This window comes from Sphingobacterium sp. UME9 (assembly GCF_014170215.1).
GTDB lineage: Bacteria > Bacteroidota > Bacteroidia > Sphingobacteriales > Sphingobacteriaceae > Sphingobacterium > Sphingobacterium paramultivorum.
The window spans coordinates 1,053,730-1,080,077 of record NZ_LZZP01000013.1; the positions used below are offsets into that span (position 1 = coordinate 1,053,730).

Annotated in this window: 19 protein-coding genes; 14 read left to right on the top strand and 5 right to left on the bottom strand. The window is 40.4% G+C overall.

Annotation, left to right across the window (positions count from 1 at the left end; translation table 11 throughout):
• Window positions 1–18: 18 nt before the first annotated feature.
• The 3 genes from A9970_RS23455 to A9970_RS23465 all read left to right on the top strand — a co-directional run bounded on the left by A9970_RS23455 (window position 19) and on the right by A9970_RS23465 (window position 7,607).
• A complete protein-coding gene (locus tag A9970_RS23455; RefSeq protein WP_182984319.1) occupies window positions 19–2,178 on the top strand; it encodes a glycoside hydrolase family 3 C-terminal domain-containing protein in 2,160 nt (719 codons plus the stop codon).
• Between the two features lie 64 nt (window positions 2,179–2,242).
• Window positions 2,243–4,759, top strand: a complete 2,517-nt coding sequence (gene galB, locus A9970_RS23460; RefSeq protein WP_182983944.1) for a beta-galactosidase GalB — start codon at window positions 2,243–2,245, stop codon at window positions 4,757–4,759.
• Window positions 4,760–4,763: 4 nt separating this feature from the next.
• Window positions 4,764–7,607: a hypothetical protein gene (locus A9970_RS23465; protein WP_182983945.1), complete on the top strand. Its 2,844-nt coding sequence runs from the start codon at window positions 4,764–4,766 to the stop codon at window positions 7,605–7,607.
• A 341-nt stretch (window positions 7,608–7,948) separates the two neighbouring features.
• On the opposite strand, the gene A9970_RS23470 is transcribed toward A9970_RS23465, so the two are convergent.
• On the bottom strand, window positions 7,949–8,995 hold the full coding sequence (locus A9970_RS23470) for a hypothetical protein (protein ID WP_182983946.1): 1,047 nt from the start codon (window positions 8,993–8,995) through the stop codon (window positions 7,949–7,951).
• Between the two features lie 600 nt (window positions 8,996–9,595).
• On the opposite strand from A9970_RS23470, the gene A9970_RS23475 reads away from it, so the two are divergent.
• From A9970_RS23475 to A9970_RS23495, 5 genes are all read left to right on the top strand, one after another.
• On the top strand, window positions 9,596–10,363 hold the full coding sequence (locus tag A9970_RS23475; protein WP_153847111.1) for a pentapeptide repeat-containing protein: 768 nt from the start codon (window positions 9,596–9,598) through the stop codon (window positions 10,361–10,363).
• Window positions 10,364–10,729: 366 nt separating this feature from the next.
• Window positions 10,730–11,068: a PadR family transcriptional regulator gene (locus tag A9970_RS23480; RefSeq protein ID WP_120332513.1), complete on the top strand. Its 339-nt coding sequence runs from the start codon at window positions 10,730–10,732 to the stop codon at window positions 11,066–11,068.
• Window positions 11,065–11,739, top strand: coding sequence for a hypothetical protein (locus tag A9970_RS23485; protein ID WP_182983947.1), 675 nt, complete (start codon window positions 11,065–11,067; stop codon window positions 11,737–11,739). The genes A9970_RS23480 and A9970_RS23485 overlap by 4 nt, the downstream gene beginning before the upstream one ends.
• Before the next feature lie 18 nt (window positions 11,740–11,757).
• Window positions 11,758–12,753 (top strand): hypothetical protein, encoded by a 996-nt coding sequence (locus A9970_RS23490; protein WP_182983948.1) that lies wholly within the window; start codon window positions 11,758–11,760, stop codon window positions 12,751–12,753.
• Window positions 12,754–12,921: 168 nt separating this feature from the next.
• Window positions 12,922–13,587 (top strand): hypothetical protein, encoded by a 666-nt coding sequence (locus tag A9970_RS23495; RefSeq protein ID WP_182983949.1) that lies wholly within the window; start codon window positions 12,922–12,924, stop codon window positions 13,585–13,587.
• Between the two features lie 108 nt (window positions 13,588–13,695).
• On the opposite strand, the gene A9970_RS23500 is transcribed toward A9970_RS23495, so the two are convergent.
• A complete protein-coding gene (locus A9970_RS23500) occupies window positions 13,696–14,808 on the bottom strand; it encodes a S9 family peptidase (RefSeq protein WP_220801684.1) in 1,113 nt (370 codons plus the stop codon).
• 473 nt (window positions 14,809–15,281) lie between these two features.
• On the opposite strand from A9970_RS23500, the gene A9970_RS23505 reads away from it, so the two are divergent.
• The 3 genes from A9970_RS23505 (at window position 15,282) to A9970_RS23515 (ending at window position 19,468) form a co-directional block, all read left to right on the top strand.
• A complete protein-coding gene (locus A9970_RS23505) occupies window positions 15,282–16,682 on the top strand; it encodes an inorganic phosphate transporter (RefSeq protein ID WP_182331158.1) in 1,401 nt (466 codons plus the stop codon).
• An 81-nt stretch (window positions 16,683–16,763) separates the two neighbouring features.
• A complete protein-coding gene (locus tag A9970_RS23510; RefSeq protein WP_153845756.1) occupies window positions 16,764–17,597 on the top strand; it encodes a universal stress protein in 834 nt (277 codons plus the stop codon).
• Between the two features lie 278 nt (window positions 17,598–17,875).
• The gene (locus A9970_RS23515; RefSeq protein ID WP_220801685.1) at window positions 17,876–19,468 is read left to right on the top strand and encodes a glycoside hydrolase family 16 protein; all 1,593 of its coding nucleotides are present in this window, start codon (window positions 17,876–17,878) and stop codon (window positions 19,466–19,468) included.
• Window positions 19,469–19,520: 52 nt separating this feature from the next.
• On the opposite strand, the gene A9970_RS23520 is transcribed toward A9970_RS23515, so the two are convergent.
• Complete coding sequence (locus A9970_RS23520) at window positions 19,521–20,372, bottom strand: AraC family transcriptional regulator (protein WP_182983950.1); 852 nt, start codon at window positions 20,370–20,372, stop codon at window positions 19,521–19,523.
• A gap of 65 nt (window positions 20,373–20,437) precedes the next feature.
• Entirely contained in the window at window positions 20,438–21,694 is a 1,257-nt protein-coding gene (locus A9970_RS23525; protein ID WP_182983951.1) for a hypothetical protein, read from the bottom strand.
• A 141-nt stretch (window positions 21,695–21,835) separates the two neighbouring features.
• On the opposite strand from A9970_RS23525, the gene A9970_RS23530 reads away from it, so the two are divergent.
• From A9970_RS23530 to A9970_RS23540, 3 genes are all read left to right on the top strand, one after another.
• The gene (locus A9970_RS23530) at window positions 21,836–22,405 is read left to right on the top strand and encodes a Crp/Fnr family transcriptional regulator (protein ID WP_259655463.1); all 570 of its coding nucleotides are present in this window, start codon (window positions 21,836–21,838) and stop codon (window positions 22,403–22,405) included.
• Between the two features lie 52 nt (window positions 22,406–22,457).
• Window positions 22,458–22,907 (top strand): hypothetical protein, encoded by a 450-nt coding sequence (locus tag A9970_RS23535; RefSeq protein ID WP_182983952.1) that lies wholly within the window; start codon window positions 22,458–22,460, stop codon window positions 22,905–22,907.
• A gap of 99 nt (window positions 22,908–23,006) precedes the next feature.
• Entirely contained in the window at window positions 23,007–23,717 is a 711-nt protein-coding gene (locus tag A9970_RS23540; protein ID WP_153845765.1) for an HAD family hydrolase, read from the top strand.
• Window positions 23,718–23,794: 77 nt separating this feature from the next.
• On the opposite strand, the gene A9970_RS23545 is transcribed toward A9970_RS23540, so the two are convergent.
• On the bottom strand, window positions 23,795–26,326 hold the full coding sequence (locus A9970_RS23545) for an outer membrane beta-barrel family protein (RefSeq protein ID WP_182983953.1): 2,532 nt from the start codon (window positions 26,324–26,326) through the stop codon (window positions 23,795–23,797).
• Between the last annotated feature and the right edge of the window lie 22 nt (window positions 26,327–26,348).

The window sequence follows — 26,348 nt, forward strand, 5'->3', positions numbered from 1 at the left end:
GGGGGAAAGCAAGTGACAATGGCGCAAAGCAAAAGTTACGCTTTTCTTGATGTAAAAAGAAGTCGGGAGGAACGTATTCAGGATCTGATTGCGCGACTGAGCCTATCGGAAAAAGTGCAAATGATGAAGCACGAGTTTAAGGGCATTCCACGATTGGGCATCCCTGCATACGATTGGTGGAATGAGGCGCTGCATGGTGTTGCACGGACAGAAGAAAAAGTAACTGTGTATCCGCAGGCTATAGGCATGGCGGCTACTTTCAATACGGCTGCGGTCAAACAGATGGGGGATTATACGGCAACAGAAGGTCGCGCATTATTCAATGAAGATCTCAAAGCTGGAAAAACAGGTAAACGCTATCGTGGACTGACCTATTGGACCCCCAATATCAATATTTTTCGTGATCCACGCTGGGGAAGAGGACAGGAGACGTATGGTGAAGACCCTTATTTGACAGGGCAGATCGGAACAGCTATCGTGCGCGGGTTGGAAGGTGATGATCCACAGTATTTGAAGGCAGTTGCGGCAGCTAAGCATTACGCTGTGCACAGTGGACCCGAGCATAATCGACATTCTTTTAATGCAGAAGTCTCAGCTTATGACCTTTGGGATACCTATCTCCCTGCATTTCGGCAATTGGTGACCAAGGCCAAGGTACATGGGATCATGTGTGCCTACAACCGCTTGGATGGAATGCCCTGTTGCGGCAATAATGTGTTGCTCAATACTATTTTACGCCATCAATGGGGCTTTAAAGGCTATGTAACTTCGGATTGTGGGGGTATCAATGATTTTGCCAGCGGACATAACACACATCCGGATAATACAGCGGCCGTCAGTGCTGCAGTTTTGGCCGGAACAGATCTCGAATGTGGTAATCTCTATCAATTGTTGGAACAGGGAGTAAAACAAGGGGCATTATCCGAAAAGGAAATTGATGTTTCACTAGCCCGACTTTTGCAGATATGGTTTCAATTGGGAATGTTCGATCCACAGGAACTGGTACCTTACGCAAAGATTGGTCGTGAAGTTATTGAAAGTAAATCGCATAAGGCACATGCCTATAAAATGGCGCAGGAGTCTTTGGTACTGTTGAAAAATGAGCATAACATGCTGCCCCTTGATCCCAATAAAATAAAAAGAATTGCTTTGATCGGCCCCAATGCCGATAATGGACATGCGCAGTTAGCAAATTATTTTGGTACGCCTTCGGAAATTGTCACACCGCTGAGCAGTTTACAAAAGCGTTATGGAAAGCAAATCGCTATAGACTATCTTCCGGGAACAGAAATCATGAAAAAAATTGATGGCGGTCCTTCATTTGAAGAAATTGTCAAAAAGGCTGCGGTAGCAGATGTTATTGTTTTCGTTGGCGGTATAACGGCAGACTACGAAGGTGAAGCTGGTGACGCTGGTGCAGCGGGGTATGGTGCCTTTGTGAATGGAGACCGATCGACGATGGCTTCTCCTGAAGTGCAGACGGCACTTTTAAAAGAACTGAAAAAAACAGGGAAACCACTTGTATTGGTCAATATGTCGGGATCAGTGATGAGCTTCGATTGGGAATCACAGCATGTAGATGCGCTATTGCAGGCATGGTATGGTGGACAGGCGGCTGGCGATGCTATAACGGATGTGCTATTTGGTCGCTATAATCCGGCAGGACGTATGCCTTTGACAACGTATAAAAGTGATGCAGACTTGCCTGATTTTGAGGATTACTCCATGGCAAACCGCACCTATCGTTATTTTAGGGGGGAGGTGCGTTATCCATTTGGTTATGGACTAAGCTATACGAACTTTGAATATAAGCAATTGCAGACCCCTACAATCGTCGAAACGGGTACTGACGTTCAGGTAACTGTACAGGTGACAAATAACGGTCAGCGCGACGGTGATGAGGTCGTTCAATTATATGTTGTTCATCCAAAAGAAGGCAACTATAAAGTGCCTAATAGTGCTTTAAAAGGTTTTAAGCGCGTATTTTTCAAAAAGGGTCAGTCGCAGAAAATAACCTTCACCTTGACACCAGAAGATCTGGCTTTGGTGAGCGAAAAAGGCGAGTTGATACAAAAAGGTGGCGTAGTCAAAATATATGTTGGTGGTGGTCAGCCGGGGAAATCTGTAGGTGTCGAGACCGAAATTACAATGCAAGGAACAGCGTATCGACCATATTAAGGCAAAATAGAAGAAGGTTTGTATGGACCTTACTGTTAAATAATCAATGAATAAATAAGAATAAATGAAAGTAATTTTCGGAATGTTCCTCGCCATGTTATCCTTCTCCTTATTTGGACAACAGCAGGAAATTACACGCATGGGAAATGCGCGTGTAGCGCTCTTTGATCGGGACTGGAAGTTTTCCCGCTTTGGTTTGCAGGCTGATGGCAATCAATTGGCTGAACCTAATGATTTGCATAAGACCGAATGTAATGATGATACTTGGCGTAGCTTGGATCTACCGCATGATTGGGCTATCGAAGGGCCATTCCGTATTGAGTTGGCCAGTGAATCCGGAAAGCTGCCTTATAAAGGAATAGGCTGGTACAGAAAACATTTTAAAGTCGAAAACCTTCAAGTTGCAGAGCGTGTTTATCTGGATTTTGATGGAGCGATGGCGAATGCTAAAATTTGGTTAAATGGCCGCTATGTGGGCACTTGGCCTTATGGGTATAGTTCCTTTCGTATGGACTTGACACCTTACCTAAAAAAAGATGCTGAGAATGTTCTGGCAGTACGTTTGGATACCGAAAATTGGGAATCAAGGTGGTATAGCGGAGCTGGAATCTATCGTCACGTATGGATGGTACGTACTTCGGCCGTGCATGTTGCACATTGGGGAACCGCTATTACTACACCTGTTGTCAATGATCAATATGCAACGGTGAAGAATGAAGTCACACTGGATAACTTTCGTTTTTTTCCAGTACATGCTGAGGTCAAAGCGACTTATTTCGAGTTGGATGCACAAGATAAACCTGGAAAACAGGTGGCCACCGCCAGTGGATTTGTAGACCTTCATGCCAATGCAAGTGGCAAACTGAATCTTGAAACGCGTATCAATCAACCGAAACGATGGGATATTCTATCGCCAAATCGTTATGTAGAAAAGATCGAAGTCATCGTTGATGGCCAAACAAGGGATACGTATTACAGTCCTTTTGGTGTACGGACTATCGCATTCACAGCAAATGAAGGCTTCAAGCTAAACGGCCGTCGTGTAGATATAAAAGGGGTGTGTAACCATCATGATTTGGGATCATTAGGGGCTGCCTTTAATAAAAGTGCCTTGGAGCGTCAGCTCAAAATGTTACAGGCCATGGGTATGAATTCCCTGCGCACTTCGCACAACCCACCAGCACCAGAATTATTGGAGTTGGCTGATAAAATGGGGATTTTAATTTGGGATGAAGCTTTTGACGCTTGGCGTACAGGTAAGCGCGCAAAAGATTATAATAAATTGTACGATGAGTGGCATGAACGCGATCTGCTGGCCATGGTACACCGCGACCGAAATCATCCGTCGGTATTTATATGGTCCATTGGTAATGAGGTGCTTGAACAACAGGATGTCAACATGACTAGGCATCTAGCCGATATTATTCGTCGGGCAGATCCAACACGACCAGTTTCCAATGGTTATAATGACCCGGATGGCGGCCGTGAATCGGGCGCTGCAACCGCTTTGGATATCATGGGCGTGAATTATTTCTTCAGTCAACAGGGGCGTTGGGATAAAGATACGCGTTATCAGAATATGCCGACTTTGGGTAGTGAAACTTCTTCCTGTGTTTCCTCCCGCGGAGAATATTTTTTTGGAACCGATTACGATGGCTGGCAGGTCACCTCTTACGATCGTGCTGCTCCGGGATGGGGCTGTTCACCGGATGCACAGTTCCGGATATTGGCTCAGTATCCAAACTTGCTGGGAGAATACGTTTGGACAGGTTTTGATTATCTGGGCGAACCGACACCTTATAATTCGGCGGAGACCAATTTGTTGAATTTTAGAACGGATCCTGCGAAACGTGCTGAATTGGAAGCCGCATTGGAAGAATTGAAGAAGAAAAATCCACCTTCAAGGAGCAGCTATTTCGGTATTATAGACCTTGCAGGTTTTCCAAAAGATCGGTTTTACCTCTATCAATCCCATTGGCGACCAGACTTACCAGTGACGCATATCCTACCACATTGGACATGGACAAGCAGAAAAGGGGAGATTACACCGGTACATGTGTATACCTCCGGTACAGAAGCAGAACTTTTTGTCAATGGAAAAAGTCAAGGACGTAAGAAGAAGGTTCCGGGACAGGATTTTCGATTGCAATGGGATAGTGTGCGTTACGAACCGGGAACGGTTAAGGTAATTGCTTACAAAGACGGCAAAGAATGGTCCAAAGCAGAAATCCAAACCGCAGGAAAGGCCGAAAAACTTCAGATGGAAGCAGATCGTGCGACGATCGATGGCGGACGCTCTGAACTTGTTTTTGTGTCGGTAAAAGTGACTGATAAAAAGGGAACCTTGGTGCCTCAATCGGAGGCGTTGATTGATTTTTCGGTCGAAGGTGCAGGTGAAATTGTATCCACGGATAATGGAAATGCAATTGATTTTACCTCGTTCCAAAGTCATTCGCGTAAAGCGTATAATGGAATGGCATTGGTCATCGTAAAAGCAAAAAGAGGAGCGCAGGGTGCAATCCGAATCAACGCATCGAGTAAGGGTTTGAAAGTGGCTACTGTACAGGTATTGGCAAAATAAAAAGATGAATTACTTTAAAAAACAACTCTATATCCTGTGTCTATTGGGCGTATTGGGCCAGGCAAAGCAGAGCTATAGTCAGCAGCTGCCGCTATTTAGCAAAGAAAGCAATAGCCTGTCTGGAGACTGGCTAATAGGAACTCCCCAGGCGAAAGCAGGACTTTTCAAGACGAAAGAAGGTCATTTGGTCTTTTCTAATGGTTTGGTCAGCCGTACATTTACGACTTTTCCAAATGTAGCCAGTATTGGTTTGGATGAATTGACTGGAAATACAGCATTTCTACGGTCGATTCGACCTGAAGCCAGCGTAACAATCGATGGGTTTACCTTTGATGTCGGCGGATTGGAAGGACAGAAAGTACATAATTATTTACTGAAAGAATGGATCCCGGGTTTAAAGGCAGATCCCATGGCTTTTAAATTCCATGACTATAAAATTGAAGATACAAAACCCCGTTTTGGCTGGAAAAAGAGACCAAACTGGATGCCTAAAGATATGCCTTGGCCGGTGCCGGGCAAAGAGCTGACATTTACCTATACATTGGATCAGCAGGCGATCGATGCGCTTGCCGCAAAGAGCAAAAGTGACCAAAACAGGGCATTGCTGTTGGAAGATAAATTTCAGCAGCTAAATTCCGGATGGAAGTTGATGGTTTCAAAATCACATGAGCGTAATTCCTTTGTCAATGAAGGAAAAGTGGGCGAAATTATGGCACTTGAAAATGCTGCTGTGTTCGCTGAAAGAACAGTTCCTCAAGAGGTAAAGGTACTCGTAGCCAAGATGAATAAAGGTACTGATCAATCCAACGATTGGGGATTGGGTTTTGGACTAAGCCTAACGAATAGTAATCCCAGACTTTATTGGAGAGCAAGCGAAGACAAGGTTGTTTTTTTTGATGGCAAACGCGATAACGGAACTTTCGAAGTTGGTAAAGTAGATCAGCTATGGTTTAGATATGAAATAGCAGATAAAGAATTAGTAGCACAAACCTCTTTGGACGGACAGCAATGGCGTACTGTTGGTCATCTTCCACTAAAGTCGGGTGACAAGATACAACTGGTCCGTGTCGGAAAAATGGATCCAAACGGCGGGAATAAGGATGGTAAGGCTTCAACAAAGGAAGGTCGCTCCAAAATAGAAGGCTTTTGGGCATACGGTGATTTTCCATCCCAATTTGCAGGCGATCTGTCCAGTAAACTTGCTTATATGAAAAACGTTACGGTACAGGTTCATTATGATCTTTATGATGACATGCCGATCTTTAGTAAGTGGATTACCGTGCAGAATCAGTCGGACCGGGAAATTGTGGTTAATAGCTTTAAGAGTGAGCAATTGGCCGTATTTGAGCCCGAAAGTTCGGTGGATCATAGAAGCCGTTGGTTATACCCTAATATCACGGTGGAAACAGATTATACATTTGGCGGTATGAGCGAGGAAGTCGTTTATTCCTCGAGTCTGGAGTGGAAAAAAGACCCGCTATATACGACACAGGTCCACTACGACCGGGAGACACCCTGTCTGTTGGAAGTTGCTCCTAAAATGGGACCTGAACAACAGGTTGCTGCCGGTGGGAAATTTGCAAGCTATCGGGTTTGGGAGCTGTTGAACGATAGCTGGGAACGCGAACGTAAGAGCCTTGGATATCGAAAAATGCTGCGCTCCATGGCGCCATGGGCAACTGAAAATCCGATATTGATGCATGTACGGAGTTCGGACAACGAGTCGGTAAAAAGGGCAATTGATCAAGCAGCGGAGGTTGGTTTTGAAATGGTGATTATGACCTTTTGGTCTGGATTCAATGCCGAAGATGATTCTCCTGAAAATCTCAAGCGTATGAAAGAGCTTGCTGACTATGCGCATAGCAAAGGAATTGAACTTGGAGGTTATTCGCTCCTGGCCAGTCGGCATATTGATGCTAAAAATGACGTTGTGCTACCTGAAGGCATGCATCCTCGCTTTGGAAGTTCACCTTGTATAGAGAGTGAATGGGGCCAGGCTTACTTCAAAAAGCTGTATAACCTGTATGAAAGTTCGGGATTGGGCGTATTTGAGCACGATGGATCTTATCCTGGAGATTGGTGCTATTCCACCGATCACCCCGGGCATCATAATGAAAAAGACTCGCAATGGAATCAGTTTAAACGGATCACTGATTTTTACAAATGGTGCCGTGAAAAGGGAATCTACCTTAATATTCCAGATATGTATTTCTTGAATGGCGGCAACAAAGTCGGGATGGGCTACCGTGAGGCAAACTGGTCCTTACCGAGGGCACAACAGGAGATTGTGGAAAGACAGAATATTTTTGATGGTACCTGGGCAAAGGCGCCGTCTATGGGCTGGATGTTTGTTCCTTTAGTAGAATATCAAGGTGGGGGCAAAGAGGCAACGATCGAGCCTTTGAAGGATCACTTGCCACATTACGAGCAACGGCTAGCCAACTTGTTTGGTGCAGGTGTACAGGCTTGTTATCGTGGACCACAGCTTTATGACTCCCCAGAGACGAAAAACGTAGTGGCCAAATGGGTGAATTTTTACAAGAAACACCGCGAAGTTTTGGACAGTGATATTATCCATGTGAGACGTCCTGACGGGATGGATTATGATGCTATTTTGCACGTGAACCCGGCTGGAAAAGAAAAAGGATTACTAATGATCTATAATCCATTGGACGAAGCGATAAAACGAAAAGTTAAGGTCAACTTGTACTATACCGGCCTGATAGGAAATGTACAAGTGGTTGAGCAAGATCAAAACAGTAGGACAATGCCATTGAATGCAGCCTCGGAAGCGATCTTTGAGGTCAATATACCGGCAAAAAGTCAAACTTGGTTCGTCATTAAGTAAGCCGTTCGGCGAACGTTTCGGATCAAGACTTCAATTTTTTAAAGAGTCTTCTCATCACGATGATGAGAAGACTTTTTTTTTGACTTGACTTACGTGTTATTTTGTGTGCGACTTTATCTGATTGACAAGAGTTCACCACATGTGTCTTTTCGGATCAGGTTTGTCGTCGTTTACGCAATGGGATAAGCCATGCTATACGTTATTCAATATGGAGCAATTTTTTGTGCTGTTGCGAAGAATGGCGCTTCCATTGGAGAGCCTTTTAAGAATAAGTCAGATAGGATCGCAAAAGAAGAAAACTCGTTTATTGTCAGTTTTGGACTTAATTAAAAAGGTTCTTTTTACTTAACGTCTTTTTTCTCCGGCCATTTTACAAACACGCCCGTTTCGAGTGTAAGTTCACCAGTTGCAGCATTATAACTATCCTTGGATAGAATAGGGATTTCACCGGCTACTTTACTTTGTTCGGGATTATGTGTACGATTATGGTAAGTCGGCACTTTTTCAAGCTTGACCAATTTACCATTGATGCGTAGATTTTTTTGAACAACGGTTACTTTAGGCAATTTATCGTATCGGATGACATTCAACCCTTCGAGGTCCCGCGGTCTTTGGGCGAAATCAATAAAATACTTGTATTGCTCCAAGAACGATGTGATGTGCTTTTTCATCTGGATCTTTTTACCCGGGAAGGCTAGGGACCCTACATTGACCACTTTTTTTGTGCTTAAATCTTCGACATACATGGTGACCCAGGAATGTTCATAATCGCCCCAGCTGAAATAGGTTTCTTTGGGGTTAATAGCATCTGGAACGGCTTTGCCGGCGATATAGCCTTCTTTTTTTAGTGTGATGCGATAAGAACCTTTGTGCCAGCCTACGGTATTGCGCACACTGATAAAATCACCCTCCGCATCTGAACTAGCATAATATCCTCTAGTTTTTAAAGCCTTTTTTGTCCGTTCAAACCAACGCGAAAAGATGCCATTAAATTTGATATCTTCTTCTTTACCAGTCTTAACACTGATACCGCCACCGGCAGATTGAATACCACAATATAAAGGCATATTGTTTAGGGATATATTAAAGGGTGAAATGTAAAATGAATAGTGGTCTGGGATGTCATCTTGTACAATAATATCAATGGAAATAGAATGGAAATCATTGACGGCAGAGTCCAATACATAATAGGAATTGGTATAGTGTAAAGGGGGTAAGATGAGACTATCGGGAAAGACATATTCCGTAGCCATCTTCTTCTTGAGTTCTTCATCTATACTGCTGTTTTCATATTTTTTTTTAAGCTCCTTTTTGGTTTGGGAAAAGGCTGTGCCACTGCATAAGGTAAGCGGTACGAGCACCACCAAAATATTTTTTATCAATTTCATAAACAGTTTTAATTGTGTTCACCAATATACTTTTTTTTCTTTTAGCAGTAAAGGGCTGATTAACCGCCCGATTAAAATAGTACAACAGACGAATCGTAAATCATTTTTGGCGGATTGTAAACGGTGGGTTGAATCTCTGACCGAGCACTTTATATTTGGTTCCAAGAAATGCCAAGAACATAGATTGGAGCTTTTTTGAAGTAGAGAATGAACCGATTTTAATTCGCTAATTCATTGTGCAGTAGATTTATGTGTGCCATTTTAATTTTAATTGTCATAGTAGATAGTGCCTTATACTTAAGGTGAATGTTTTTCATAGGTAGTAAGCCGTAAAGGACTCCCCGTTCTTGCGGCTTTTTTTGTGTCTATTGGCCAGTTATAAGAATCGCTGACTAGCGTATTCCCATAGTCAGTTTGCTATGAGATCTTATAGGTCTTGGCTGTTTTTAGGCTAGGATAAAAAAAATAAAAAAAGTCAAAATTTCTTTAGGACGTTTTGTCTTTCCCGTTGTCATCATTGTATAAATGGAGATTTTGGCCGTTAAAGATCCATTTGCAATGCAACTACTATGAAATTTTAGCCTATTAATCATTTTTAGCATGGCACTGACTAATAAAATATTCCAACAAAGTGAGATTGAAAGTTTTGAATTCAATCACAAAGTTTTAAAAAATTGTTCATTTATCGATTGTACGATAAAAGGGAAAAGTTTCATGAACTCCATGTTTCGTGATTGTAAGTTCATTCGCTGTACCTTTGTAGACTGTAACTTTCAGTCTGTTGTTTTTCAGGAATCTGGGCTTTGGATGGAAAGTACATTCGAAGCGAATGATTTTTCGAAAGCAATTATTGGAAATTTAAAAATTGAAAAGTCTTCCTTCCTTTACAATACATTTGACAAAACAACTTTCGACGGGACGAATTTGGTTCATGTGGTTTTTAAAGGAAAGATCAGTTCTTCATGGTTTTATGGAATTCCTTTTACAGAAGATTTATACTCTACCAATCTTTTTATTCTCAAAAAAGCCAAACCATTAAAGACTCCCTTAGTAAATTTTGGTCATGCGGAATTGAAGGACGTTATATTTTCTCGAGGGCTAGATCTCTCCAGCACGGTTTTTCCAAATCAAGAACATCTTAAAATTATCAATAATCCAAGACGTTTTTTTAATAGTTTCCTCAAAAGGTCAAGAGAAGTATTCACGGATAATGAATCGTTAGTTTTCTGTCGGGACTTGGTAGATAATGTATTGTATAAACCCGAAAATAAGGGGATGCCAATCATATTGGTTGATTTAAATCAATTTTATCCCTCATTGAATGAAAATAGAGATCGCCTTATTATTGATCTCCTGAAAGCGGGATAATCATATCATTCTATATATAATTGTTAATGCAAAGCCGTTTAGAGTTCCCAGCTCTAGCGGCTTTTTAGCTTTATCCCTGTCGTTGCCATTGTTCGCTCCGGTCATTGCCATTGTTCGCTATTGTTCCTAGTAAACACCTACCTGAGACCTAGTGTCTACCTGGTTCACGAGGTAAACACTAGGCGATTCATAGGAATTTGATCGGTTAATTGCAAAAGTAGGGCAGAAGCAGTCCAGTCAAAAGGCAGTGCAAGGGCCATATCTAATGGCGGCGGTTAAAATGCAACCTGCTGTATCATAGTTTTCTTATATTTTTGTATATATAAGAAAATTAGGTATATTTAATTAATTGTTTAAGATGAACGAATGAAAGATACGAAGTTATTAAAAGGCACTTTACAAACGATTATTCTAAAGCTATTGTCTGGAACGAAAAGAATGTATGGCTATGAAATGACTCAACAAGTAAAACTCTTAACCGAAGGAGAGTTTATCCTGACTGAGGGAGCGCTCTATCCTGCATTACATAAGCTAGAAGCGGAAGGACTCCTGGATACAGCAATAGAAGTAGTCGATGGAAGAGCAAGAAAATATTACTCCCTGACAGTGAAGGGAAAAAAAGCTCAGGTAAGTAAAATGAAAGATGCGTTGACCTTTGTGGAGAAGTTACAGGTTATCTTGAACACTAAACCAATTGTATCATGAAAGAAAAGAAATTGACCAAAGCGGAATTAGGTATTCTGATGGATTTTATTCGTTCTAAAGGATATCGTTATGTTGATGTTCAACTTGAAATTTTGGATCACTTTGCTTGTAAGGTAGAAGAACTCATGTCTTCAGATGCCAGTATATATTTCAATCGAGCCATTGATCTCGCTTATGCCAGTTTTGGAGCGGCAGGTTTTGGAAACATTGCTGCTAGCTATGAATTGAATCTGCAACATAAACAGATCAATAAATTTCCTGCTGATTTTTTACAATTCGTCAAGCATTGGCATAGTGCAATTTATATCGTCTATTTCACATTGTTCTATTATTTTGTGCCGCTCGATGCAGATGCTTTTTGGACGGGATTAAAATTAGGGATGATCGGTACACTTGTTTTTTATATTCCAGTATACTTATTGCGGCATCGACCTAGAGGGAGTAAATACTGCGTTTATCGCAATTATCTTAGTCTAATGATACCGATTATGGTTTTGATCATCGGGTTGGTTTCTTCGGAATGGATCGTTAATTATGTTCCTTTGACTTTGTATCGTGTTGTTATTCTTATTTTTATGTATGTAGGATTAGGAATTTTGTATATCTTTGAGAAGAATCTAAAGGCCATTGTCCGACGGGTAGATGAGATCGAAGTGCTGCACCAGAGCTGACGATTAATTTTTTAAATTATGAAATATCTTTTCCTGTTGTTACTAAGCATTTGTTTTTTGTCCAGCTGTGACAAAGAAGATATTGACTTTGACTCTACGGAGGTCGGTGGTGGAACAATGGCTAAAAGGTATCAATTTGAAGGGCGTTCCGTCGGGTTTTCGGTTAGCCAGATTTACGTGGATGGTACCACAGATAAAAACTTCTATTTGGGGACAGTTTGGGGATTAAAAGATACCACACCGCAACTAAAACTAACTTCCTTTCGTAATTATTATAAACCTTTCAAAAGCACAATTTCTTCTACACAGCCAACTTTATCTCCTATTCATGTCATTCCTGGATTTGATGCTGTGCGAGCTTTCGCGAAGAAAAGCAAGGGGGAACCGGCTGTTTTGAAGCAATCGTCGGTAGGGGCATTTTTCGATTATAGGGCAATACGTTACCATCTTAATAATAGCCCTGACGTAGATAGTGTACTCAAATTGGTCCGTCACCATGATTCCACCACGATAAAAAGAGCTAATAGCCTGTTGTTGCGTCGAGAACATATTACATTTAGTCTCCATGCGGATCTGAAAGACTATGAAAAGGCTTTTAATAAGGATGCACTTGGGAAGTTAAAAAATACAGGATATAATCCCTACTATGTTTCATCAGTCAACTACGGTACACACTCGATCATGATGGGAGAAAGTGATTTTCCGCGTGGTGATCTTAAAAATGTATTGGAAAAATTGCTGTACAATCAATTTCTGACGAAAACTGACGAAACGGTATTAAAAGGTTCCGACGTATTGGTTTATCTGCGTGGTGGACGTCAAACAAGTTTTATTAGACGCGCGACAGGTCTGGATGAAATTAAAAAACTTGTCATTGATTATAAAAATGAACTTGAACTGCAACAGAATAGCTTTGATTATCCCATTAGCTATAGTCTAGGAAGCCTTAATTCCCATGGGCACCTGAAATTCTGGTACTCTTATGATTTTCTCGTCCGTGAGGAAAAAGAGTGATTTTTATTTAAACATATAGATAATTAAAGGATATTTTTTACATTTGGGCTATTGTCGCAAACGGCATTATAGCGTTGTTTTTTGTCTATCTATTTTAAACAGGGTATAACCATTAGCCTTTTTGCCTCAATACCATTATTAGCTATAAACAATTATTAAAGAAGAACTATGGAAGAAACAATTAAGACATTGATCTACGTTCACGCATTTTTTGGTGGGATAGGATTGATTACCGGCCTGATAAGTGTGGCTGTAAAAAAGGGGGGAGCAGGGCACAAGAAAATGGGGATTATATTTTCCTATGCGATGGTGATTAGTTCTTTAATTTCACTCGTTATTGCGAGGATGCCGGGCCACGAAAACACATTTTTATTTTTGATCGGTATCTTTACCATCTATCTCATTCTAGCAGGTAATCGCGCATTGACTTTACGCAGTAAAATTAAACAACAGGCCGATTGGAAAGACAAACTGATTTCCGCCACGATGCTACTTGTATCGGTCGGTATGTTATGTCTTGGTTTAATTGGATTGGTACAACAGGTGGCAAATTCTGTTTTATATGTCTTTTTTGGTGGTTTTGGTGCATTTATGAGTATTCGGGATTTTCAGCTGTTTAAAAGTTTCAAAGAAAAGAAAAATGCCTGGCTGGTCAGTCATTTGGGCCGTATGGTAGGCGCATTGATTGCGTCGGTGACAGCATTTTTAGTTGCTGGGATTCAGCTTGGCTCAACGCTGGTTTGGATTATGCCAACTATTGTTGGCACCGTGTATGTCATCTATTCCAATCGAGCATTGAACAAAAGTAAAGTACTTCGTACGGATTTGCATTAATCTAGCGAGTTAAACATTTAAATCAAGCATTAAAAAGGCCTAAGTAAAAAACTTAGGCCTTTTTAATGCTTGATTTTATGCTAATGAGCCGTTGTCAAAAGACGTTTTTTATGACTTTTTTTTACGTTGATTTTTAATCCAATTCAATGCAATAGCACTTGGTTCACGCGATGCCGAAAGGCTTGTATTGTGATCTAATAAAGGAAATAAGCAATATTCGAAGGGCTTTCCTTGTGCTTTCAGTGCATTGATATGTTCAATCGATAAGCCTACAGGTATTTGGATATCTTTGGATCCAAAAAGCCAGAGTCCTGGAGTTGTTATCGTTTTAAGTGATGTCATCGGATCGGTATTTGTAAATTGATAGCGATCTGGATCATTCGCTACATGTTGTCGGGCCTCGGCTTCCGTATGTTTATCCCAAAAATCTTTTTTTCCATTTGTAAAGAACTGGAAGCGGAGCTGCTCACGGGCAGGGATAACTGCTCCACTGTACAATACAAAAAAGTCGACCAAAGGATTTTGGTTAGTCGCTAAGGGAATGATCCATCCCGCTTGACTGAATCCCAATAGCCCCACAGGAATGTTCGTTTTCCCTAATTGTTGATGGAATACTTTTACTGCTGCTTGTGCATCTTTAGCGAGGAGGTTGAGGTTGGCAGAATCGATATTATTGGTACCGACCTCAGGGCCAGCATAGGTCCCTTCAGATTTTCCTACTCCGCGCTTGTCATAAGTAAATACGGCAATACCGTTTTTGGCTAAATATGAGGCAAACTCCATTATTCTTTTCTCTTGTCCAGAACCATGTATGAGGACAATGGCAGCATGGGCACGCTTAGGCTGAAGTATGGTTCCTGCCAAGTTAATACCCTCACTCTTAAATACAATATCTTTTGTAGACCAGTCTAAAGATTGCGCTTTTGTATGCTGTGCAAAAAGAACGCAATAAATGGCGATGAGAAAAGGTAGCGTACTAAATGTAATCCTCTGTAAGGGAGAATAGTTCGTCAAGGAACAGTTTAATGAATAAGTTTTAGGCATAATTAATTCGGTGTTAAATTTACTTTTGTCTAAAGTAATGGGTTTAATTCTAAAAAGCTTGTGTTTTTCGGTGGACTGTAGATTTGAATCGGTAAATCGTACTGTTTTCGCTGTAAATGGCGGACTAAAATTCTCTCGAATCCTCTGCGTGGTATTTCGCAGATACGCTATGTCCATTCCTGAAAAAAGTTTACAAAAGGTCTAATATGGCTCTTACTTTACGGTTGGTCTTATACGGGATTTTGGTTTGTCTATATTTTGTGGGTAAAAACTAGCGATCAAATTTACTTTTGATCCGTTTTATAAACGTTATTTATACGGAACTTATTCGGTCTTTATTCGCTTTCATCCGAATGAAGTCCGAATGAGGTCCCTATAAAGTCCGTGTTAGCTCCCTGCAAATTAAAAGATTTTGTCGGAAATAAAATAGCGACGGAATAAGATTCGTTAACAGTGTTTTAAGTTTTTCTTTCGTGTTGTATAACGTAATATATCCTTTATCAAAAGTTAACATCTGAAAATTATTTTTGAGCTGAATGAAGCGATTGTTCCTGTGGTAGTTTTCCTTAAGGAAAACTCAGCAAGTTAGAAAAACTCAGCAAGGACAACCATAAATCTTATGAAAGAATAATATGCAAATTTTCTGCAACATGATTCCTCTCTTAGGGGAAACCGATCTTAGTACTGGACTTCTTATTGTTTTTGCCCTTTGTTTATTTGCCGTTGTGGCCTTTGAATTTGTCAATGGATTTCATGATACCGCGAATGCCGTTGCAACGGTAATTTATACCAAAGCACTTAAACCAATTGTAGCCATTCCTTGGTCTGGCTTTTGGAATTTTCTAGGTGTTTTTGCAGGTGGGATCGCAGTGGCTATGGGAATACTTAAATTGGTGCCTCTAGATACTTTAATGGCACTACCGGTTTCGGTAGGCGCTTGTTTGGTCCTTTCTGTATTATTAGCGGCTATTATCTGGAATTTGGGGACTTGGTATTTTGGTATTCCTTGTTCGAGTTCACATACCTTGATTGGTGCCCTTATCGGGGCGGGTATAGGCTTCACCTGGTATTATGGTGGCAGTGGTGTCAATTGGCATAAGGCCGAGGAAATTGGTCTTTCTTTGATTCTCTCACCTTTGATTGGTTTTGGTCTAGCGGTGTTATTGATGCTCTTTTTAAAGCATGTCGTCCGTTATAAAGCACTTTTTCACATCCCACAAGGGGAAGATGACAGACCTCCCTTGTTAGTACGCGGTATTCTTATACTGACCTGTACATTGGTCAGTTTTTTTCACGGTAGCAACGATGGACAAAAAGGAGTAGGACTGTTTATGTTGATCTTAATTGCATTTCTGCCTGCTCGTTTTGCAATAAACCATTCCGTACCAGATGCGGCTGTCATTAAAACGCTCGATCAAACGGAAATCGTGTTACAGACAATTGCTTCCAGTAATGTCGCTCAGGGAACGATGTTTGTGCAAGTCAATCAGGAGATTGAGCAAGTCAAGCTGCATTTGATGGATAAAAGTGTAACGGATAAAGCCGGGACTTTTAAATTTAGAAAAGAGGTTGAAGGTTTAGTCAAATCCATTGCTGCATTAGAGAGCAATAAACAGATCGATATCAATACTGAAAATCGACTGGAGCTCAATCGTAAGTTGAGCGAGTTGAAACATCTTACGGACTTTGCACCGATCTGGGTGATCTTAACTATTTCAATCGCCTTAGGTCTTGGGACAATGATCGGTTGGAAACGTATTGTAGTAACGATTGGTGAAAAAATAGGAAATGAACATTTGAGTTATGCTCAAGGGGCCTCAAGCGAGATTGTTGCCGCTTCGACAATTGGTATCAGTACCGTATTGGGTTTGCCTGTTAGTACAACGCATGTGCTTTCAAGTGGTATTGCAGGTTCAATGGTCGCTTCCGGAGGAAAGAGCAATCTGAATAAAGGGACACTCAAAAGCATCGGTCTTGCTTGGGTACTTACTTTACCCGTGTCAATTGGCTTGGCATTATTACTATTTGTATTCTTCCATCTTTTTATTTAGTTGATTGTTATCTAAATGTTTTTGTCATCCATTGCATTTGTACACATGGCTATTGACAGGTTAATATTAAAAACTTAAAAAATGAAACAAATTCTTGTTGCCTCCGATTTTTCAATCAATGCAAGTCATGCTTTGCGTTACGCCTTGTCTTTGGCTTCTCGTTTGAATATGGAAGTTGCTGTTGTACATGCCATACACCCGACAGAAGGGATCAACAACAGTACTTATAACGCGATCTTTATAGAAGATTATTACGCTAGAAAACGTGCTGCTTTGCAAGAATGGACTGATCAGGTGGTCCAGGAAAATAAATACAATGACCTCAAAGTGAGAACCGTTGTTGAAGTAGGTTATCTGCGTAATGTAGTCACAAAGTATGTTGAATATACAGATGTTTCTTTTTTGGTGATGGGAATTACCGGGGCGACAGGCATTAAAGAAATTGTCGGTAGTAATGCGAGTATGGCTGTGACAAAATTGCGTATTCCGACCTTGATTGTACCTCCTGAAAGTAATCTGTCCGCTATTCCGGTCATTACATTGGCAACGGATTATAAAACAACAAAATTGTCTGTTCGTGATGTCAAGGCACTCAATCGTATTTTAAAACTTTCGGACCCCAAGAAGTTGGAAATTCTACACGTCTCAGAAAGGGATTTGGACGAAAAGCTAGTGCGCAATGGGGAGAAAAAAATGCGTCAGTTGCTTCCTAACGTAGATATCAACTTTAATTATGTGGATGAGGATGATACACGCCCATCACATGCGATCGTTGATTTTGTTGAAAACAATCAGACCGATATTCTGTGTTTGGTCAAACGCAACCATAATATGATTTACCGTTTATTTGCAAGTAGTACGGTGAATGAAGTTTTGAACCGATCAGTTAAAGCGATTTTGGTTTTGCATGAATAATCTGAATGGAAACTTTTTTACGCTATATATCAAGCCGTTTTGGATTTTCCAAGCGGCTTTTTTCTTGACTTTACCAATGCTCCAGAACGCGTTAGCACGGAAAGTTCGAGTTGTGAGATCCATTATTTAAGTCCCAATTTTCGGAATCGCTAAATTGAACAAACGGTTGCGTTTTGATCAGAGTTGCCAATGCTGATAATTCTCGTTATTATCGTAAGGTTATAGTCTGTTCGTAAGCATATTGACTATAGTTTGTTCGTTTATAAAATAAGAAAATTGTGAAAAAATATCTATTTCTTGCAGGTATTCAGGTAATGTCAGCGCTAGGGCTATCGGCTCAAACGACAAGGTCAAATGTACCATTACAGCTATTGGGTACCCGGAGTTGGATCCGTGTAGACATGAAGGATAATCAGCCGAGCATGTCCGGAGCGAAAGTCTTTTGGGCAAAAACGAATAAGAAACCGCAGACAGCCAATGCGGTATTGGCAGAAGGTGTCAAACGTTATTATATTCAGGAGGTAGAGCCTGAAACGACCTATTATATCTGGATAGAATCTGCTACAGGAAAATCCTTGGCGAATGGAAAAGTGTATACGAGTAAGAGATGGCAGCTGGATGATACTGAACTCGATGAAGAGCAAAAGAATCCAAGTTCAAGAGCAGTTCCTGTTGGTATGGAAGTCTATTGGCAGGATGAATTTAACGATCAATTACTTAATCGGAATAAATGGACGACCAACTATTTTTCATCCTTGAACTATCTGAATGCAAAATCCAAGGATGAAATGTTGCATGATCGTTTGCCACAACCCGCTTATACTTTAAATGGATCAGCGATCAATCTGTATGTCAACGATACTATTCCCAAACGGATTTTTACAGCGGGTGGCAACCAGAAGATTTCATCCATCCAAACCTACGATTGGAAGTCCAATGAAAATTTACTGGACAACAGCAAAGGTGGGTACTTTGAAGTTAAGGTAAGGCGCAACAGACAGGGGAATCCCAAGGGAACAAATACCGCTTTTTGGTTTGATTCACCTGGACCAGACATTCGTTATTATCTTCAAGAAGGATCCGAAGTCGACGGAATTAAAGGCATTCGCCCCAAGGGACAGCTTTTTGAAATCGACGTTTTCGAATATATTACGGCTCAGTTTGTGATACATGGACATGTTGATCAAAAAGGGGTATTTCAACGTAATCTTGCTACACATATTGCAGAGGGGTATGAACATGTTGGACAATGGGTAACACATGGGGTATTGTGGACACCTACAAGTATTAAACATTATATCAATGGAGACCTGATCAAAGCGTATACGAATAAAAATCAGATTTATTCACCCAACCACTTTTTGAACGTATTTCTTGGAGCCTATGGATCTGAAGGCGGAGTCAATATGGAGGTCGATTATATTCGGGCGTATAACTGGCCTTTAAAAGATGGTAATGAATTGCCTAATCCAGATTTTGAGAGTAAGTCAGGCCTTGCACCTTGGGAAGGAGCAGCGGTCATCGAAGAAGGGCGCGGCGAAAAGGGGAGCAAAGCGGTGGTACTTGCACCGGGTCAAAAAATAGAGCAATATGTTTATTTGGATCCCCAACAAGACTTCAAACTTGTTTATTGGAGTAAAGGAGACAAAGTCCAAGTGGAAGTCGATGATGTCGCTGTCGTAACAGGAAAGTTGTCGAATTTAAAGACGTTAATACCTGATTTAGGAAAAAAAGGGGGAAAGCAGGAGCTTGATTTTGTTACTGGCAAGGAGATCAATCCGAATAAAAAAATTGTTCGGATCGGATTTACCAATGTAGGACAGGGAAACGCATCTTTGGATAATATCACGTTGAAGAAAAGATCGTTATAATGCGGTTTTCTTAATAAATATTGGCTCCATGTATATCACGTAGGAGCCTTTTTTATGTTTTTTTATGCGGTAAATGTTTCTTTTGATAGGCTGAAGGTGACATATTTGTCTGTTTTTTGAAGAAATGAGAGAAAGTAGCGGAGTCCTCAAAACCCAATTCAATCAGTGTAGTCTTGATTGGATTGGCCCCCAAACTCAGCAGGTGCATAGCTTCCTTTAATAAACGATTATGAATCAGTTTGAGGGGGCTAGTCTCCATGTATTGCTGTGTTTGCATCCAAAGATTTTTTGTAGTTATATTCAGTAAATTTGCGTAATAAGCGACATGGTGTTCTTGTTTATAATGAAGTTCTACTAATTCAAGAAAGCGATTCAGGATGGCTGGATAAGCGTATGGTGCTAAATTATCGATGTGTTTGATTAAGGAGTGGTTAATCTCTAGTAAGCTAGTTGCCAAACGTGCTAAAATGAGTGATAATGGTGGCTGATAGCGATAGAGTTCATTACGGATCTTATCGAATTCATAGCGGAGCGTTTCAAATTCATATGGCGTGACCTGAAGTATCGGATAATCTTTAAGGAGTTTTATGTTGATTGAAAGCGAATGACATAATTTTTCAAAATTTTGCGAGGGAATTCTAAAATGATAAACAGCGGTTTCTTTGAAAAAATAGAAAGAACTTGACTGACCGGGGAACATTAGATGAATTTGATAACCCATTATATTATGTTGCCCCTGATCAATCTCACGCCTACCTCCGCTCGAATGTATTAAGATAAGGGTCACCACTTCTTTACTTTTGAGCATATGGTAGGTGTGTACCCTGATATTCCGCATGCGATATAAAAAACCGAGATGCTCTACCTCGTTGTCGCATGTTGTTATGTTTGCAGCATTAAACATAGTTATTTTGGTCTGGGGAGGTATTAAGTGTACGATTTGTTTTATTGAATTTTTACGATTCTTATTTAACGATTATAGGGATATTCCTGTACCCAATGAAACTTGCGCTGTATTAATTCGAAGGCTTGCACGTCTTGTTTAATAAGTTTAATGTGCGCTATATGGTCATCAAAGGTTTTTGTCAGAAGAATATTTCCGTCAGGGTTGATCTGATAATCAAATTGATAATTGTTTAGGGTAATTTTTTTTCCCGCTGCATCAATAACAACGCTCTCCCTTTGTGGGGTATAGTCTGTGTTGCGTATTAAGACCTTGTTGTTATCAATTTCGAAAACAATAAGTCGCCAATTTTCGGGGATTGATTTGCCTTGTGTTCCCGCTTGTTCAATACGGTAGATTCCATATAGTGGTGACTTCGTTTGGTACTCAGCTATCATTTTTTTTGTACTTAATATGCCCATGCCCTGTTGCACCATAAAGAGCAGTAACACCACCAATTTGGCGATAAACAAACTTTTTCTTTTCCAGCTTTTGTTGAATAGGGGTTGTTGGATCGGGAGTAACTGTACAGGTTTTCCTGAAATAAAAATTGCGAACAATGCTTTTAAGTAGGGAAGCAGTAGAAATATGGAAAGTAGCAGGAGTGCTGTAGAGACCATTTTAACGGGGACGTCATAAAAATAGTTGACGGCCATAATATTGATACTGGTCGCAACTGTAATAAGTGCACCAGCAACTACCGTTTTTCTGAAAAGCAATAAGCCCGATAATATTTCTACTGAACCAATAAGTATATTGTAGCCTTGAGAGTAACCGATATAGGTCCATGCCAGCCCCATAGGAGAATACTCGCCCAATGGCTGTAGGAGTTGTGTTAACCTCGGCGGTTGCATTTGCATATAGAAGACTTTGTACAGTCCATAGTTAATAAGCATAAAAGCAAGATAATAACGTATTGCTGTGGTTAACCAATAGAAAAGGATTGTGTAGCTGGCTCTTCTTCGATCCAATATGGACCATAAAGCTGCCCCAACTAATGCCAGTAGGAGTAGGATCAATAGGGATACCCAGGCATAGGAGGTATCTCCACTTCCGTTGATGAAGATGCTGTGGTCGTAAGAATAGCCCAATATATTTTCTGCAAACCAGGGAGTCAACCTTTGCATAAAATGGGTAAGAGGGGTGCTGATATATCCATATAAAGGATAAGTGCCGTTATTAAAAACAAGAATAAACGACAAAATGAAAATAAAGGAAAATCGAAAACCTAATTTTCTAAAGGCAGGCCACCGTTCTGGGCCGTTTTCGTTAAGAATATTCATGATTAAAGTTTATAGTATTTAAGTTAATATTTTTTGATAAAATAGGTCGTATGTTTATTGAAATAAATAATCGATTAAATAGTAAATAATCATTACGATGTATTTGAACAGAAGTTTTTATCTTGCTCTTAAAAAATAGGAATGATGGACAAGATCAAAGAATATTTTGAATCGCTCGTTGTCATGAATGATACGGACTGGGAAGTATTTTCCGCTAAGCTTGTTAAGAGGGAGTTTCCAAAAAAGTCATTGATTTTGGAAATCGGAAAAACTGAACAGTATTTATCTTTTATTGAAAAAGGAATTGTACGTTTCAATATCCCAAAACTGGACTATGATTTTACTTTTGGATTTGCTTTCGAAAACTCTTTTGTAAGTGGGTACGATTCCTTCTTGACGCAGCAGCCTTCATCGTATCATCTCGAGGCAATAACAGATTGTATTTTATGGCGGATATCGTTTGAGGATCTCCATGCGGTATATCAAACAACAACGGTTGGTAACCTCATTGGTCGGAAAGCGGTTGAGGACATTTTTCTAAAAAAAATGAAACGGGAACTGACGCTACTTGAAGATTCGGCAAAAACCAGGTATATCAATTTGATGCGTGAGCAACCCGAACTTATTCGGAACATTCCCTTAAAATATCTGGCTTCTTATATTGGTATTAGACCGCAATCGTTAAGCCGGATCAGGAAAGAAATTTATTAACAAATGTTCATTGATAACAAAAGGAAGGGCACCTATTTTTGTTATAAAAAAGATGAAACCATTTTTTGTTTTAATTGTCGTTTGCATTATATCCAATCTCATCCTATTGCTGTTGAAGGGGGAGATGGATATTCTTTTAGCGGGTAAAGTTGGATTGGCGGTGATGCTGTTGTTCACTGCATTGGGACACCTACTTTATACCCAAGGAATGATGTTGATGCTGCCCGATTTTGTTCCATGTAAAAAAGAAATGATCTATGGAACCGGTTTAATGGAATTCATAGCTGCAATTGGGTTATTTGTCCCGCAGGTGAGTCGCATAACAGGAATCCTTTTAATTGTCTTTTTTCTACTGGTATTACCTACAAATATTCGGGCAAACTTAAGGCGTATCAATTATGAGACGGCTACTTTTGATGGCGCGGGTCCAAACTATTTGTGGTTTCGTATTCCGTTTCAAATCTTGCTGATCGCCTGGACCTATTATTTTGTGGTGTGTTAAAGTAGTTTTCTTAACCAAATCATAGCAATAAATTAACATGGTTTTGTTTAGTTTTATTTAACATTTTTTTATTTTTGCTAAACTTTTAGATTGAATAGAATGAAAGAAGCCATCAATATGGTCGTATTTGATATGGCAGGTACGACAGTAAACGAAAATAATATTGTTTATAAAACACTTAGAAATGCTATAAATACGGTTGGGGGATACGAACTGACATTAACAGAGGTATTGGCCCATGCTGCAGGGAAGGAGAAGCTACAGGCAATTAAGACTGTACTCAAAAATAGTTTGGATGTTGATGATGATGAATTGGCTCAACGGATGTTTACTTTGTTTTTGAAAGACTTGGAACATGCTTATGAAGTCGAGGAAATTTACCCTAATGCGAATGCGGAAGAACTTTTTGCGATCTTGAAAGAGCGGGGTATCTTGCGTGTGCTCAATACGGGCTATGATCGTAAGACAGCCGAGTCACTTTTGGAGAAGCTTAATTGGAAAGTTGGCAAAGATGTAGATGCATTAATTACTGCTTCTGATGTACCTCGAAACAGACCTTATCCAGATATGATTCATCTGGCCATGCAAAAATTTGAAATTACGGATCCGGGTTTCGTCGTTAAAATTGGTGATTCTATCATCGATATACAGGAGGGGCAACAAGCGGGTTGCGCTTTGAGTATTGGCATAACAACAGGTGCACATGATGCGGCTCAACTCAGATCGGCAAATCCCGATTATGTGATTGATGATCTACTGGAAATTGTTGAAATACTTGAAAAGAAGAATATATCCAATACAGTCGTCTAGTCTTTGACGCTGTTTAATAAAAAAGCGGGTATTTCCTACAAGAAATACCCGCTTTTGATTGTGATATGATCCACATGTTATTGCATTTGTATGCCTTCCATTGAATTCTGGTTTTTGTTTTTCTTAAACATATTCATATCCATTTTTCCAAAACGGTAAGAAAGGTTCAATTTGATCAATTGTGGATTCGACAGTCGATAATAGGTTTGAGAGAATCCTTCACCCGATGAAACAATGGTATTGCCACGTGTTCTGAAGATATCGTTGATGGCCAATGTTGCTGAGGCAGCCTGATTTTTCAAGAAGCTTTTCTTAATGGCAAAGTCGATACCATAGAATGGTTTGATATAGCCTTGTGAAGAGCTTTGCGCCTGGTTCATTGGTGGACCGAATGTTTGTCCCTGCGTAACTGGCATATTTGTTTTGCCTTGATATTCAAACGCTAGCTGTAGATTCCAGTTTTTCTGTAAGTTGAATGTATTGTTCAATTTTCCAAATACTGTCCACATACCTTCCGAAGGCGTTTTCTCATCCACCTCAATTTTGGAATTATAGAAGTTAAGGTCTGCAGTCAGATCCCACCATTTTTTGAGATTATTGGTATAAGTGAATTCTGCCCCATAATTCTTGCTGGAATTGGCATTGATATAGGTGTTAATGAAATCCATTTTGTTTGTGACTGGATTGACTTCCTGTGTCAGGTAACGTGTAATTAGATTGTTTGTGCGTTTATAGTATACCGTTGCCAAAAATGTACCTTTTCCATGTGTACGGCTGTAGGAAAGTTCGCCGGATGTTGTGAATTCAGGAACAAGGTCAGGGTTACCGCGTGTAATATTCAAGCTGTCCGTGTAATCAACAAATGGGATGAGCTGAAAGAAGTTCGGGCGGTTGACGCGACGGGTTACGCTCATCTGTATTTGGTCTTTTTCGGTTAGCTTTTTGCTCAAGAACAAAGAAGGAAATAAGCTCAAGGGATACTTGTTGTGGAACTTTTCGTTTGTATTCAAAAGTTCACCGTCGTAAGTTGAGCTTTCTGCGCGCAGCCCAACTTTATAGGATACCCAGTCCTTGAGGTTTCCTCCAAGTGAGGCATAGGCTGCATAGACGCTGTTTTTATTGTTATAGTTCGCTGAAGCTGCGGTGATATTCTCAAAATCATCTTCGCCTACTGCTTTTAAGGAATTATTGTTGAGATTTTTGAGTTTATTGATCTGTGCACGCACACCAGTTTCGAGTTTCATGCCATTTTTGAATGGTTTGACATAATCTGCCTGCACAGTCATGAACTTATTGTCACCGGAACCGATGTTTTTTTGGATTTGAGTTCCGCTGATTTCCCCGCTTGCATTGCGGTAATTGGTGGTGTATAAACCATTGGATGTGTTGTTACCGCCAAAATAATTGAAATCGACAGATAATTCTTCGCCTTCAGTTTTGAATTTTTGAACAAGACCTGCCTGCAACCCACGTGGTTTAAAGCTTCTTTCAGATTCGGAAATCCGATCGCTGAGTGATTTGCTATTGCCAGAGGTGGTTGAGATCGACGAGTTCTCATTCGGCTTAAATTTACCCTGAACCAATACGCCGGCTACAGATAGCGTTGTTTTGGGACTTAAGTCGTAATCTACGCCGAGTCGGCCAAAGGTAATCATACCTTTTGTTTTGCCTTCAATATCTTGATCTACTGTTGATTCTATGCCATTAATTGTACTGGTACGGTGGCTGTCGCCCTCGGTGTTGGTCCGCATGCGCATATTCATTCCCGTCAGTGAGATGTTGAATTTATTTTGACGCAGATTTAAACTACCCATAAAGTTGGTTCCACCAAAGCGGTCTCCACCTAAGGTGACCATACCATTGTATCCAGCTTTCTTATTTTTCTTCAGAATAATGTTGAGGATACCGGCCATACTTCCCGAAGCATCATATTTGGCGGAAGGATTTGTGATAATTTCGATTTTATCGATCACATCGGCAGGAATCTGGTCGGGGGTGAGTGTTGTAGGTTTTCCATCGACAAAAATTGTAGGGGCTGCATTTCTCAGTTTTACGTTTCCGTCGATATCTACTTGTACAGAAGGCATATTTCGGAGTACATCGATGGCGGTACCTCCAGCTGCAACGATATTTTTCTCTACATTGAAGACTTTTTTGTCGATGTCCATTTCGAGTAGTGCTTTGCGGCCCGTAACAGTGACTTCATCGAGTTTACGCGTGTCATTGTCCAGTTTGATCGCACCAAGATCTTTAGCTGCTGTTTTGCTATCGCTATAGTCTACAGCAAGATCGATTGACGTATACCCGACAGAGCTAATTTTTAGCTTCCATTTTTCTTTTGGTGAAATACCAGGGAAATTGAATTTTCCATTTTCCGATGAACTGGTACTTTTTACGAGAATTTCCCTTTCTTTACCTGTAGTTTGGTCTTTGACGACCTTCAATAAATTCACGGAAGCTTGCGAAATAGGTTTCCCCTCACCGTCTACAATCTGACCCGATATCTGGCCTTCAGACATGGTGAAAGCAGGACGGCCGCCTGCAGGGGCTTGAGCGTGTACAGAAGCAACCGCAGTTGCCATTAGCGCTATTGCTATAATTCTTTTCATTGTTTCTTTGCTATACTATCGT

Bases quoted from the DNA above. Each gene is read 5' to 3' on its own strand.
- A9970_RS23535 (WP_182983952.1), top strand. From the start codon at position 22,458: ATGAAACCATTTTTTGTTTTAATTGTCGTTTGCATTATATCCAATCTC.
- A9970_RS23525 (WP_182983951.1), bottom strand. From the start codon at position 21,694: ATGAATATTCTTAACGAAAACGGCCCAGAACGGTGGCCTGCCTTTAGA.
- A9970_RS23455 (WP_182984319.1), top strand. From the start codon at position 19: ATGGCGCAAAGCAAAAGTTACGCTTTTCTTGATGTAAAAAGAAGTCGG.
- A9970_RS23485 (WP_182983947.1), top strand. From the start codon at position 11,065: ATGAAAGAAAAGAAATTGACCAAAGCGGAATTAGGTATTCTGATGGAT.
- A9970_RS23495 (WP_182983949.1), top strand. From the start codon at position 12,922: ATGGAAGAAACAATTAAGACATTGATCTACGTTCACGCATTTTTTGGT.
- A9970_RS23470 (WP_182983946.1), bottom strand. From the start codon at position 8,995: ATGAAATTGATAAAAAATATTTTGGTGGTGCTCGTACCGCTTACCTTA.
- A9970_RS23510 (WP_153845756.1), top strand. From the start codon at position 16,764: ATGAAACAAATTCTTGTTGCCTCCGATTTTTCAATCAATGCAAGTCAT.
- A9970_RS23465 (WP_182983945.1), top strand. From the start codon at position 4,764: ATGAATTACTTTAAAAAACAACTCTATATCCTGTGTCTATTGGGCGTA.
- A9970_RS23520 (WP_182983950.1), bottom strand. From the start codon at position 20,372: ATGTTTAATGCTGCAAACATAACAACATGCGACAACGAGGTAGAGCAT.
- A9970_RS23500 (WP_220801684.1), bottom strand. From the start codon at position 14,808: ATGGACATAGCGTATCTGCGAAATACCACGCAGAGGATTCGAGAGAAT.
- galB (WP_182983944.1), top strand. From the start codon at position 2,243: ATGAAAGTAATTTTCGGAATGTTCCTCGCCATGTTATCCTTCTCCTTA.
- A9970_RS23505 (WP_182331158.1), top strand. From the start codon at position 15,282: ATGATTCCTCTCTTAGGGGAAACCGATCTTAGTACTGGACTTCTTATT.
- A9970_RS23480 (WP_120332513.1), top strand. From the start codon at position 10,730: ATGAAAGATACGAAGTTATTAAAAGGCACTTTACAAACGATTATTCTA.
- A9970_RS23530 (WP_259655463.1), top strand. From the start codon at position 21,836: ATGATGGACAAGATCAAAGAATATTTTGAATCGCTCGTTGTCATGAAT.
- A9970_RS23490 (WP_182983948.1), top strand. From the start codon at position 11,758: ATGAAATATCTTTTCCTGTTGTTACTAAGCATTTGTTTTTTGTCCAGC.
- A9970_RS23475 (WP_153847111.1), top strand. From the start codon at position 9,596: ATGGCACTGACTAATAAAATATTCCAACAAAGTGAGATTGAAAGTTTT.
- A9970_RS23545 (WP_182983953.1), bottom strand. From the start codon at position 26,326: ATGAAAAGAATTATAGCAATAGCGCTAATGGCAACTGCGGTTGCTTCT.
- A9970_RS23540 (WP_153845765.1), top strand. From the start codon at position 23,007: ATGAAAGAAGCCATCAATATGGTCGTATTTGATATGGCAGGTACGACA.